Source organism: Streptomyces sp. NPDC054872, from assembly GCF_053610705.1.
Genome location: NZ_JBSGYY010000018.1, coordinates 1 through 11,223, shown reverse-complemented (window position 1 = coordinate 11,223; position 11,223 = coordinate 1). Strand labels below are relative to the sequence as shown.

Genomic DNA, 11,223 nt, shown 5'->3' with positions numbered 1-11,223 from the left:
CCCACTGTGGGCTGCGCCACGTTGCGCGCCCTCCGGTCCTGCCGTACCACACACCCCCCAAAACGGGCGAGCTTTCCGGACATTGACCAACTATTTGCCGGACACTCGGTGCGGTACAACGATCGGCCAGCCTACCCCGCACCGTGCGGCAGCAGGGTCACGGGGCGCGATCGGGCAACTGTCCGGAGAGCACGAAGACGACGGTCCGCTCCCTCTCGGTCCACGCGCGCGTGTCGAGTTCGACGGACTGGAGCAGTGCGCATTCGACGGTGTATCCGTGCTCCGTCAGGCCCCTGCCGATGAGTTCGGCGGCGTCCCGGGTCGACGCGTGCGTCACGATGCGGGCCGGGCGGCGGTCGGCGACGGCGGAGACCACTTCGGCTCCCCCGCCCCCGATCCGTACGACGTCGGGCTCGGGCAGGTCTTCGAGTACGTACGGCGCGGTGCCGTGCAGGATCTGCGGCTGTACGCCGAAGTGGCGGGCGACCGCCGTGGTGCGGGCGCAGGCGTCGGGGTCGGCGTCGACGGCGATGACGGCGGCGCCGAAACGTGCCGCCTCCACGGCGAAGGCGCCGCTGCCGCAGCCGATGTCCCAGACCAGGTCGCCCACGCGCGGGCCGATGCGGGCGAGTTGGACGGCCCGCAGCCGGTCGCTCTCGCCCTCGCCGAGCTGGGCGTCGCCGCCGTAGGCGGGGGCGGGCAGCGCCCAGCCGCGCGGGGTGCCCGGGTCACGGCCGGCGATCCAGCCGGTGTCGGACGCGGCGGCCGGGCCGCCGACGACGATGACGACGTTCGGGTCGCGCCAGGTGTGGTCGGCGGCCTTGTCCGAGGTCAGGACGGTGACCTGTTCGCGCTCGGTGCCGAGCTCCTCGCAGATCACGAAGGTGCGGTGCACGCCCTGGAGGAGCAGGCCGAGCTCGGCCGGGCCCGCGCCGGGCGAGGTGAGGACGGCGACCTTGGAGTGCGCACGGCAGACGTTCACCGCGCGGCGCAGCGTGCGGGGGTGGGCGACCACGACCTCGGCGTCGTCCCAGGGCATCCCGGCGCGGGCGAAGGCCTGCGCGACGGAGGAGACGGCGGGCACCACTTCGACTTCGAGGCCGAATTCCGGGGCGCGCAGCGTGCGTACGACGCCGAAGAACCCGGGGTCGCCGTCGGCGAGGACGACGGCGGTGCCGCGGTGGGCGGCGATGCGGCGGGCGGCCAGGCTCACGCTGCCCAGGCGGATCCGTTCCGCGGTCGGCGGGACCGCGGTGAGCGCGAGGTGGTGGGCGGCGCCCGCGACGAGTGTGGCGGCGCCGAGCGCCGAGCGCGCCGCGGCGGTCAGCGGCGAACCGTCCCAGCCGATCACCGTGACGCGGTCGGCCATCGTCGTCTGTCTCCTGGTTTCTCGCGGATCGTCTTGAGAGGCCGGGTGTCGCATGTAGGGGGCAACCGCGTGCGGCCAGGGGCGAGCGTACCTGGTGGGGCCCTGAGGTGCTTGTGGGGTCAGTTCCAGTCGGAGAAAGCCGTGAAGCCGCTGTCGGCGAGCTGCTCGCCGACTCCTTCCAGATCCTCGGGGAGCAGGCTCCACACGATGAGGTCGGTGCGGACCTCGATCCAGCCGCCGAACGGGTCCCCGCCGTTGCGCGTACGCGCTATCCAGGCGCCCCGCAGGACCCCCTCGCTGATGCAGCCGATCTTCTGCGCGACCTGCTGCGCCGCGGTGTTGTCGGCGGCGGTGCGCAGCTCGATGCGCTCGAAGGCCTGGTCGCCGAAGAGCCACTGGGCGGTGGCGAGCGCCGCCTCCGACGCGTAGCCCTCGCCGCGGGCCCAGGGGGCGACGACGTAACTGAGTTCGCTGGAGCGTACGCGCCAGTCGGTGTCGCGCAGTTGCACGACGCCGACCAGGCGCTGGGTGAGGAACTCCGTGACGGCGAGGGCGATGCCGCGGCCCTCGGTGCGCTCGGCGGGTGCGACGCGGGTGATCCAGTCGCGGGCGTCGTCCTCGGTGTAGGGCTGGGGGGCGGAGGTCCAGGCGGTGACCATCTCGTCGTTCATCATCTCCGCGTACGCGGAGACGTCGGCGTCCTCGAACGGGCGCAGCACCAACCGCTCCGTGCTGATGGAGATATCAGGGAAGGTGGTAGTCATGCGCTGCTCCGTAACCTGGAACCCTCGGGCCTGCTGAAGAGCCCAGCATGCAGCATGTCGACGCGCAAACGCACCACGGGGTCCGCTCCTTCGTCAGGAGCGGACCCCGTGGTGGGCGCGGAAACGGACTGTGCGTCAGCTCGTTTCGACGGGCAGGACGGAGCCCTTGTACTTGTCCTTGATGAACTGCTTCACCTCGGGTGAGGTGAGCAGTTGGGCCAGCTTCTCGACCCTGGGGTCGTCCTCGTCGCCCTTCTTGACGGCGAGCACGTTGTTGTACGGGTTGTCCTTGGACGACTCGAGAAGGATGGCGTCCTTCTTGGGGCTGAGTCCGGCGTCGAGCGCGTAGTTGTTGTTGATGACCGCGGCTTCGACGTCTTCCAGGGAGCGGGGCAGCTGGGCGGGTTCCAGCGGCTTGACGGTGAGCTTCTTCGGGTTGGACGTGATGTCCTCGGGGGTGGCGGTCGAACCGGCCCCCTTCTTGAGCCCGATGACGCCCTTGGAGGCGAGGAGTTGGAGCGCCCTGCCTTCGTTGGTGGTGTCGTTGGGAATGGCGACGGTCGCACCGGCGGGCAGCTCGGTGACGTCCTCGGCCTTCTTCGCGTACACCCCCATCGGCGGCAGATAGACCTCGGTCACCGGCGTGAGCTCCGTCTTCTTGGACTTGTTGAAGTCCTCGAGGTACGGGGTGTGCTGGTAGAGGTTGGCGTCGAGGGAGCCTTCCTGGAGCGCGGTGTTCGGCGTGACGTAGTCCGTGAACTCCGTGATCCGGAGGTCGAGTCCCTTCTTCTCCGCGAGGTTCTGCTTGATGTACGTGAGGACTTCGCCGGCCGGGGTCGGGGTGGCGCCGACAGTGAGCGTGTCGCCGCCTCCGGACCCGGAATCACCGCCGCACGCGCTCAGACCGAGCGTGAGGGCGAGCGCGCCGGTGACGGCGGCCGTGACGTGCCTGCGGGGGACGTGCCTGCGCATGATCAGAACGCCGCGACGACGGCACCGTCGTACTTGTCGTCGATGAACTTCTTGACCTCGGGCGAGGTGAGGAGCTTGGCGAGCTTCTTCACGCGCGGGTCGTTCTCGTCGCCCTTCTTCACGGCGAGGAAGTTGCCGTAGGGGTTGCCCTTGGCGGGCTCGGCGACGAGGGCGTCCTTGGCCGGGCTGAGCTTGGCCTCGAGGGCGTAGTTGCCGTTGATCACCGCGGCGTCGACGTCACCGAGGGAGCGGGGCACCTGGGCGGCCTCGATCTCCTTGAACTTGAGGTTCTTCGGGTTCTTCGAGACGTCCTTGGGGGTGGCCTCGTAGCCGACGCCCTTCTTGAGCTCGATCAGGCCGTTCTCGGCCAGGAGCTTGAGCGCGCGGGCCTCGTTGGTGGTGTCGTTCGGCAGGGCGACCGTGGCGCCCTTCTTCAGGTCGTCGAGCTTCTTGACGCTCTTGGAGTAGACGCCGAGCGGCTCCAGGTGCACCGTCGCGTTCGGGACGGGCACGATGTCCGTGCCGTTCTTCTTGTTGAAGTCGTCCAGGTACGGCTTGTGCTGGAAGTAGTTGGCGAAGACCTCGCCCTGCTCCACGGCGGTGTTCGGCGTGACGTAGTCGGTGAACTCCCGCACGTCGAGGTCGAGTCCGGCCTTCTTCGCCAGGTTCTTCTTGACGTAGTCGAGGATCTCGCCCTGCGGCGTGGGGGTGGCGGCGACGATGAGCGGGCCGTCCTTGTCGCCCGCGGCGGAGCCCTTGTCGGAGCCGCAGGCGGAGAGCCCGAGGGTGAGGGCTCCGGTGGCGAGGACAGCGGTGGTGATCTTGGCGGTGTTACGCACGAAAAGTGCCTTTCTCCATGGGTGGTACGCCCCGCGATGGGGTGTGCGGGGTGAGTTTCAGGAAGCCTTCGACGGCGCGAGCTTGAGGAAGCGCAGGCGCGGTGCGGCGCCCGAGTGGCCGCCGCGCCGGTGCAGCCTGCGGGCCGCGTAGTCGCCCGCGAACTGGATGATCGAGATGACGACGGCGAGGACGCCGACGGTGATCCACATCAGCTCGGTCTCGAAGCGCTGGTAGCCGTAGCGGATGGCGATGTCGCCGAGGCCGCCCGCGCCGACGGCGCCGGTGATGGCCGAGTAGCCGATGATCGTGACGATCGTCGTGGTGGTGCTGGATATCAGCGAGGGCAGCGACTCCGGCACGAGGACCTTGCGTACGACGGTCCAGGTGTTGCCGCCCATCGACTGCACGGCCTCGACGAGGCCGCCGTCGACCTCGCGCACCGCGGTCTCCACGAGCCGCGCGAAGAACGGCGTCGCGCCGATCGCGAGCGGCACGATGGCGGCCTCCCGGCCGATCGTCGTGCCCGTGATCCAGCGCGTGAAGCCCATCAGGGCGACCATGAGGATGATGAAGGGCATCGAGCGCGCGATGTTCACGATCTGCCCGATGAGCTTGTTCAGGACCGTGTTCTGCAGCAGCCCGCCGCGGTCGGTGAGGACCAGCAGGATGCCGAGGGGAAGTCCGGCGACGACGGCTATCAGCGTCGACCAGCCGACCATGTAGAGGGTGTCCCAACAGGCCTGCTCCAGCAGGGGCTGCATCTCCGACCAGGTCACTTGGCACCTTCCTTGACCAGCAGCGTGCTGTCCTTCGGCGTGGTCGCGGGGTCCTCGCCCGCGGTGTCCGCGACGTCGACCTGCAGTCCCTGCTCGCGCAGGAAGCCGATCGGCACGACGTTCTCCTCGAAGCGCCCGGGCAGCTCGATGCGCATACGGCCGACCTGCTTGCCCGCGACGGTGTCCATCGCGGCGCCGAGGATCGAGATGTCGATGTTGTACGTGCGCGACAGCTGCGAGATGACCGGCTGGGTCGCGGCCTCGCCGTGGAAGGTCACGTCGACGACGGTGCGGTTGTCGCCCGTGGCGGCGCCGCTGACCGGGAAGAGCGCGGCGGCCAGCTCGGAGCCGGGCGTCGCGAGCAGCTCGGTGACGGTGCCGGACTCGACGATCCGCCCGTTCTCCATGAGGGCGGCGGAGTCGCAGACGCTCTTGACGACGTCCATCTCGTGCGTGATCAGCAGGACGGTCAGGCCGAGCTGCTGGTTGAGGTCACGCAGGAGCCCCAGGATGGAGCGGGTGGTCTCCGGGTCGAGGGCGCTGGTCGCCTCGTCGGAGAGCAGCACCTTCGGGTCGCCGGCGAGCGCGCGGGCGATGCCGACGCGCTGCTTCTGGCCGCCGGAGAGCTGCGCCGGGTAGGACTTCGCCTTGTCGGCGAGGCCGACCAGGTCGAGGAGTTCGAGGGCCTTGCGGGAGCGTTCGGCGCCGCTGAGACCGAGGATCTCCAGGGGGAGCTCGATGTTGTCCTTGACGGTGCGCGAGGACAGCAGGTTGAAGTGCTGGAAGACCATGCCGATGCGGCTGCGCGCCCGGCGCAGGTCCTTGCTCGCGCGGCTGCCGCGCCCCGCGAGGGCGGTGAGGTCCTGGCCGGCGACGCTGACGGTGCCGGCGGTGGGGCGCTCCAGGAGGTTCACGCAGCGGATCAGCGAGGATTTGCCGGCGCCGGACTGGCCGATGACGCCGTACACCTCGCCTTCGCGGACATGCAGATCGACGCCGTCGAGGGCAGTTACTTCACGACCGCGTGAGCGGTAGACCTTGGTGAGGCCGGAAGTGGTGATCACAGGGGTTTCCGTCACTGTCGAGTGCGCGGCGCGGTTTTCGCCGGGCACGGGGCATTCGTGGGGAACGCGGCACGGTTTCTCGCGGTGGCGAAAGGAACCGGAGGAGGTGTGCGCGGGGCAGGCTCGCTTCCTACGTCTCGTCCGCCGATAAGGCGTACGTGGCACAGGGGCGCGGCACAGCGGCTTCGCTTCGGGGCGCGATGCTCAGGGGTGGTGCGGGGGCCCTCAGAAGGCGCACATTCGACACATACAACGAGCACCGGGCGTCGTGATCGCCTCGGTCGCAGGGGTGCGGCTGCTCGTCGTGGTCATGTGGACCAGTAAAACACGCGTGCGGTCACGCACCGCCACGGCTGTCCGGTATACGGACAGCTCGTGGACAGGCGCGGACGTCGGGAGTGGCTGCTCAGCTCGCGGCGGTGATCTCCACGCCGCCCTCGGTGGCCTGTGCGGACACGGCCGAGAGGTCCTTCACGACCACATCGGCGGTGAGCTCGCCGGCGGTGTGTGTTGTGGCCAACGCCACGGTGGTCATGCCGGCCGCGCGTCCCGCCGTGAGGCCCGCGGGCGCGTCCTCGAAGACCACGCAGCGCGCCGGGTCGACGCCCAGTTTCGCGGCCGCGAGCAGGAAGGGCTCCGGGTCGGGCTTGCCGCGCGTGATGTCGTCGGCGGCGATCACCAGCTCGGCGTCGATGCCGACCTCCGCGAGCCGTGCCTCCGCGAGGCGCCGACCGGCGGAGGTGACGACGGCCCAGCGCTCGGGGGGCAGGGATGCGAGCAGCTCACGGGTGCCGGGCAGCAGCACGACGCCGCCCGCGACGTCCGCGACCTCGAGCTCCTCGATCCGGGCGACGGCCTCGGCCACGCGCTCGGCGGGCAGCATGTCGGCGATGATCTCGGCGGCGGGGCGGCCGTGCAGCTCGACCCGGGCGAATTCCTCGGCGGTGATCCCGTACTCCTGCGCCAGACGCGTCCAGCAGCGGTACACCGACTCCATCGAGGAGATGAGGGTGCCGTCGTTGTCGAACAGGAGCGCTTCAGCGTGGATCTTCATGATGTCCGAGCGTACGGGGCACCCCCGGGGTACGCGGATGGGGCCTCAGGGGTGCGCGCATCGGGGCAAGGGGCCCGTAATAAAGTCACGGCATGCTTGTTGCCCTGACGATCGCGACCGCCGTGGCCGCGCTCGCGCTCGCCGCGTGGTGCGGCTTCGCCGCCTACCGGGACCAGCCGACCAAGGACTGGCACTTCATCGGCATGGGCGTGGTGACCTTCCTGGCCACGGTCCAGCTGATCGTCGGCATCGTCCAGCTGGCCCGGGGCGAGAAGCCCGAGCAGGGCATGACGATCTTCATCGCGTATCTGATCGGTTCCTTCGCCTGCATCCCGGCGGCGGGCTTCATGTCCCTGGCCGAGCGCACCCGCTGGGGCTCCATCACGGTCGCCGCGGGCGGCGTGGTCCTCGCCGTGCTCCAGGTACGGCTCTACGACATCTGGGGAGGCTGAGGTGACGGTGACCGAACCCGAGAACTCCGGACGGCAGGAGGCTCCCGCCCGCCAGAAGCTCGTCGGCGGCCCCGGCATCCTGCTGGTGTGGCTGTACGGGGTGATGGTGGTCGGCGCCGTGTCGCGCTCGGCCGTGCAGATCTCGGCGCACTTCCACAAGGCCCCGCTCGCGTACACGCTGTCCGCGCTCGCGGGTCTCGTCTACGGCTTCATCACGTACTCGCTCGTGCGCGGCGGCGAGAAGGCCCGCAGGGCGGCGCTGGTGTGCTGCGCCGCCGAGCTGGTGGGCGTCCTGGCGGTGGGGACGTGGACGCTCGTCGAGCCGTCCGCCTTCCCCGACGCCACAGTGTGGTCGGACTTCGGGATGGGCTATCTGTTCATCCCGGTGATCCTCCCGGTCACGGCGATCTTCTGGCTGAACAAGGCGCGGAGGGCGGGGCGCTAGGCCCTGGCCACATACGCCTGGGCGGCCGACTCCTTGGCGAGCGTGACCAGCGTGAGCCGGTCGTTCACGTGCCGGGTGTTCACGGCCGTGTAGCCGTGTTTGCGGTAGAGCTGGAGATTCTGTTCGCTGCGGTGGCCGCTGGAGAGCTGGAAGCACTTGGCGGTGCCGCCCGTGCCGAGGTGCCTCTCGATCGCGTCCAGGAGCCGGCCGCCCAGACCGTGGCGCTGCATCCTGGGGTGGACGATGAGTTTCTCGATGCGTGCCGTTCCGTCGGCGTCGACCGTGCCGCGCACCGACGCGACCACCTCGTCCCCGAGGCGGGCCACCAGCACGTTCCCGGTGGTCAGTTCGGCCTTGATGGAGTCGAGGGACTGCGTGAGCGGCTCGATGGAATGGTCGCCGTACAGCTCGGCCTCGCTCTGGTAGCACAGGTACTGCAGTTTGAGGATCTTCTCGGCGTCCTGTCCGCCCGCCTCCGAGATGGTCACGCTCATGCCCATGTGTGCATGCCTCCCGCTCACCTGCTCCGCCGGTTGTCTATCGCTCCATTCCCCGCGGGTCAGGAGCTGCAACCTCCGCCGCGAGCATTCTGCGCAGGCATCCCAGGCAACGGGAACGTTCAGGCCCCAGGCTGCCCTGTGACATTCCCAACTCGCCTGCGATCTCGCGGTAGGTGAGGTCCTTGGGGGACAGCAGCGCCGCCATGAGGCCGGGGCACCGGCCGGGCAGCTTGCGCACCGCGGCGTGCAGGGTGCGGTCGCGGTCGGCCCGCAGGGCGCGCTGCTCGGGTCCGCGCTCGGAGTCGTCGGCGGGCTCGGCCGCGTACGCCACCTCGCGCTCCTGCGTACGGCGGCTGCTGCGTGCCTCGGAGGCGACGGCGGCGCGCAGCCAGGTGGCCGGGTCGGCGGGTGGGTCGGCGGCGTCCATGCGTTCCAGCAGGCGCAGCCAGACGGCCTGTTCCAGATCGCCGGGGTCGGCGCCGGAGCCGTGCGCCGCGGCGGAGGCCTCGGCGGCGAGGAGCGGGCGCAGCGTGGGGATGAGCGAGTGGGTCATGCTGGGCGGAGTCATGCAAGGCGTGACGCGGCCGCCCCGGCAGGAGGTTGCCGGGGCGGGCGTCTGTCACCCCAACCGGGGCCGGACGATCAGCTGTTGACGCAGCTCAACGGGAACGTCCGCGCGTGTCAGCCGTTGACGAAGTCCTCGCGGGCGAGCAGCGCGGTGTCGCAGTTGTCGGAGAAGATCCCGTCGATGCCCGTCTCGAAGTACGCCTTGAAGGCTCCGAAGGCGTCGCCGTAGGCCGCCGGGTCGGTGCCCTTCCTGAAGTCGGCGGGCAGGAAGGTGTTCTCGTTGCGCATCGTGTAGGGGTGCAGGATCAGGCCCGCCTTGTGCGCGTCCTCGACCAGGGTGGTCGGGGTGCCGAGGCTTCCGTCCGGCTTCCTCGGGATGATCAGGTCGAGCGTGGGGCCGATGCCCTGTGCGAACGACGCCATCCACTTCAGGCCCTCGGGCTTGATGAGGTCGGCGACGGTGCGCGGGTCGCCCGCCTCGACGAAGTCCCAGGGGCGCGAGCCCGCGGAGGACAGGAGCACCACGAGCGGCGGGTCGACCAGCTTGTTCAGGCGCTGGATGCTGCTGGGCTCGAAGGACTGCAGGAAGTTGGGCGAGCTCTTCTTGTGCCGGCCGTACTTGCGAAGCAGCTTGGCGAGCGGCTCCTCAAGGCCGAGGCCCAGCTTGCGGAAGTACGTGGGGTGCTTGGTCTCGATGTGCAGCCAGATCCGCTTGCCGCGCTCACGCCCCTGCTTGTCGGCCCACCGGAAGACCTCCTCCAGGGTGGGCACGTCCCAGCGGCCGTCGTAGAGGGTGTTGCGCTGGCGGGTGCCGGGGATGCGCTCCTTGGCGCGCAGCGTCTTCAGCTCGGCGAGCGTGAAGTCCTCGGTGAACCAGCCGGTGTACGAGGTGCCGTCCACGGACTTGGTGGTCTTGCGGGACGCGAACTCGGGGTGCGCGGCGACGTCCGTCGTCGCGGTGATGTCGTTCTCGTGACGGCATACGAGATGGCCGTCCTTGGTGGGCACGATGTCCTGCTCGATGACGTGCGCGCCCATGTCGAGGGCGAGCTGGTAGGCGCCGAGCGTGTGCTCGGGCCGGTAGCCGCTGGCGCCGCGGTGCGCGACGACCGTGGGCACCGGCAGGTCCTTGGGCCCGTGCCCGTGCTTGGCGTCGGCTCTCGCCACGCCGGGCAGTCCCACGACGGCCGTGCCCGCCCCGAGGACCGCCGCTCCCAGTACCGCGCGTCGCCCCGGGCTCCGCTCCCCCGACCCCGACCGACCCGACTTCTGTGTGGCCATTGAGCGCTCCTCCCGATGTACTGCCTTGCACCTGACAAAGCGGCACGATCGTAGGTGGCCTCACGTGACGGACGGGAGACCCTGGACCGAACGTAAGGGTGACGCCGGATGGCGACTGGTGTGCGGGATGGGGTCCTTTCGGTGGGCACGGGTACGGGGCGTACCGCCTCGGAACTCCGTGGCAGCGTGTGACTTCGGCGCGTGACAAGGACCACTAGGACGCGCCACATGCCGCACACAGGGATAACGTCGTCACAGGGAGAGCGGTCCGAGGGCTACACCACGCACCTGCATGTCAACTCTGCGTATCCAGTGCGTGAACCCGATGTGCGGTGAGCGGGGACCCGCGAGTATCGTCCTCACCTGCACATACTCGTCGTCGACCCGTTGACACCGGAGGGCCCGTTGTCCCGTCTCGCGCTCATCAAGGCTGTGCTCGGACCGATCTTGCGTCTGATGTTCCGCCCTCGGGTGGAAGGCGCCGAGAACATTCCGGGCACGGGCCCGGTCATCATGGCCGGAAATCACCTCACGTTCATCGACTCGATGATCATGCCCCTCGTCTGCCCGCGTCCGGTGTACTTCATCGGCAAGGACGAGTACGTCACGGGCAAGGGGCTCAAGGGCCGCCTGATGGCCTGGTTCTTCACCGGCTCCGGCATGATCCCCGTGGACCGCGACGGCGGCCACGGCGGTGTCGCCGCGCTGATGACCGGGCGACGCGTCCTGGAGGAGGGCAAGCTCTTCGGCATCTACCCCGAAGGCACCCGCTCCCCCGACGGCCGCCTGTACCGGGGCCGTACGGGCATCGCCCGGCTGACCCTCATGACCGGTGCGCCCGTCGTCCCCTTCGCGATGATCGGCACGGACAAGCTCCAGCCGGGCGGCAAGGGCCTTCCGCGTCCGGGCCGCGTGACGGTGCGCTTCGGTGAGCCGATGGAGTTCTCGCGCTACGAGGGCATGGACCGCGACCGCTATGTGCTGCGCGCCGTGACGGACTCCGTGATGACGGAGGTCATGCAGCTCTCCGGTCAGGAGTACGTGGACATGTACGCCACGAAGGCGAAGGCGGCGTAGGCCTGCGAGGCTCGTTGGCGTAAACCTGTGCCCGCACCCGCGCCAGGGGCTTGCCCCTGGCG

The 11,223-nt window shown here is 69.7% G+C and carries 13 protein-coding genes; 3 read left to right on the top strand and 10 right to left on the bottom strand.

What is annotated here, in order from left to right:
* Positions 1-157: 157 nt before the first annotated feature.
* The 7 genes from cbiE to ACWGIH_RS22635 form a co-directional block, all read right to left on the bottom strand.
* Complete coding sequence (cbiE, locus tag ACWGIH_RS22665; protein WP_453452464.1) at positions 158-1,369, bottom strand: precorrin-6y C5,15-methyltransferase (decarboxylating) subunit CbiE; 1,212 nt, start codon at positions 1,367-1,369, stop codon at positions 158-160.
* Between the two features lie 119 nt (positions 1,370-1,488).
* Complete coding sequence (locus tag ACWGIH_RS22660) at positions 1,489-2,133, bottom strand: GNAT family N-acetyltransferase (RefSeq protein WP_453452463.1); 645 nt, start codon at positions 2,131-2,133, stop codon at positions 1,489-1,491.
* Positions 2,134-2,268: 135 nt separating this feature from the next.
* Positions 2,269-3,105 carry a MetQ/NlpA family ABC transporter substrate-binding protein gene (locus tag ACWGIH_RS22655; protein ID WP_453452462.1) on the bottom strand — a complete coding sequence of 279 codons (837 nt, stop codon included), beginning with the start codon at positions 3,103-3,105 and terminating at the stop codon, positions 2,269-2,271.
* Positions 3,106-3,107: 2 nt separating this feature from the next.
* Complete coding sequence (locus ACWGIH_RS22650) at positions 3,108-3,944, bottom strand: MetQ/NlpA family ABC transporter substrate-binding protein (RefSeq protein WP_453452461.1); 837 nt, start codon at positions 3,942-3,944, stop codon at positions 3,108-3,110.
* 57 nt (positions 3,945-4,001) lie between these two features.
* A complete protein-coding gene (locus ACWGIH_RS22645) occupies positions 4,002-4,721 on the bottom strand; it encodes a methionine ABC transporter permease (RefSeq protein WP_190082545.1) in 720 nt (239 codons plus the stop codon).
* On the bottom strand, positions 4,718-5,785 hold the full coding sequence (locus ACWGIH_RS22640; protein WP_453452460.1) for a methionine ABC transporter ATP-binding protein: 1,068 nt from the start codon (positions 5,783-5,785) through the stop codon (positions 4,718-4,720). Before ACWGIH_RS22640 ends, ACWGIH_RS22645 begins: the two co-directional genes overlap by 4 nt.
* A gap of 406 nt (positions 5,786-6,191) precedes the next feature.
* Positions 6,192-6,839 carry an HAD family hydrolase gene (locus tag ACWGIH_RS22635; RefSeq protein WP_453452459.1) on the bottom strand — a complete coding sequence of 216 codons (648 nt, stop codon included), beginning with the start codon at positions 6,837-6,839 and terminating at the stop codon, positions 6,192-6,194.
* A 92-nt stretch (positions 6,840-6,931) separates the two neighbouring features.
* Here ACWGIH_RS22635 and ACWGIH_RS22630 point away from each other — a divergent pair, with 92 nt between their 5' ends.
* Together ACWGIH_RS22630 and ACWGIH_RS22625 are read left to right on the top strand one after the other, a co-directional pair.
* The gene (locus ACWGIH_RS22630; RefSeq protein ID WP_365820967.1) at positions 6,932-7,291 is read left to right on the top strand and encodes a hypothetical protein; all 360 of its coding nucleotides are present in this window, start codon (positions 6,932-6,934) and stop codon (positions 7,289-7,291) included.
* Between the two features lies 1 nt (position 7,292).
* Positions 7,293-7,736 carry a hypothetical protein gene (locus tag ACWGIH_RS22625; RefSeq protein ID WP_453452458.1) on the top strand — a complete coding sequence of 148 codons (444 nt, stop codon included), beginning with the start codon at positions 7,293-7,295 and terminating at the stop codon, positions 7,734-7,736.
* On the opposite strand, the gene ACWGIH_RS22620 is transcribed toward ACWGIH_RS22625, so the two are convergent.
* The 3 genes from ACWGIH_RS22620 to ACWGIH_RS22610 all read right to left on the bottom strand — a co-directional run bounded on the left by ACWGIH_RS22620 (position 7,733) and on the right by ACWGIH_RS22610 (position 10,084).
* Positions 7,733-8,236 (bottom strand): GNAT family N-acetyltransferase, encoded by a 504-nt coding sequence (locus tag ACWGIH_RS22620; protein WP_453452457.1) that lies wholly within the window; start codon positions 8,234-8,236, stop codon positions 7,733-7,735. The genes ACWGIH_RS22625 and ACWGIH_RS22620 overlap by 4 nt on opposite strands.
* Before the next feature lie 37 nt (positions 8,237-8,273).
* The gene (locus ACWGIH_RS22615) at positions 8,274-8,789 is read right to left on the bottom strand and encodes an RNA polymerase sigma factor (RefSeq protein ID WP_453452456.1); all 516 of its coding nucleotides are present in this window, start codon (positions 8,787-8,789) and stop codon (positions 8,274-8,276) included.
* A gap of 128 nt (positions 8,790-8,917) precedes the next feature.
* Positions 8,918-10,084, bottom strand: coding sequence for a glycerophosphodiester phosphodiesterase (locus ACWGIH_RS22610; protein ID WP_453452455.1), 1,167 nt, complete (start codon positions 10,082-10,084; stop codon positions 8,918-8,920).
* 456 nt (positions 10,085-10,540) lie between these two features.
* On the opposite strand from ACWGIH_RS22610, the gene ACWGIH_RS22605 reads away from it, so the two are divergent.
* Entirely contained in the window at positions 10,541-11,161 is a 621-nt protein-coding gene (locus ACWGIH_RS22605; protein WP_361056899.1) for a lysophospholipid acyltransferase family protein, read from the top strand.
* The last annotated feature ends 62 nt before the right edge of the window (positions 11,162-11,223 follow it).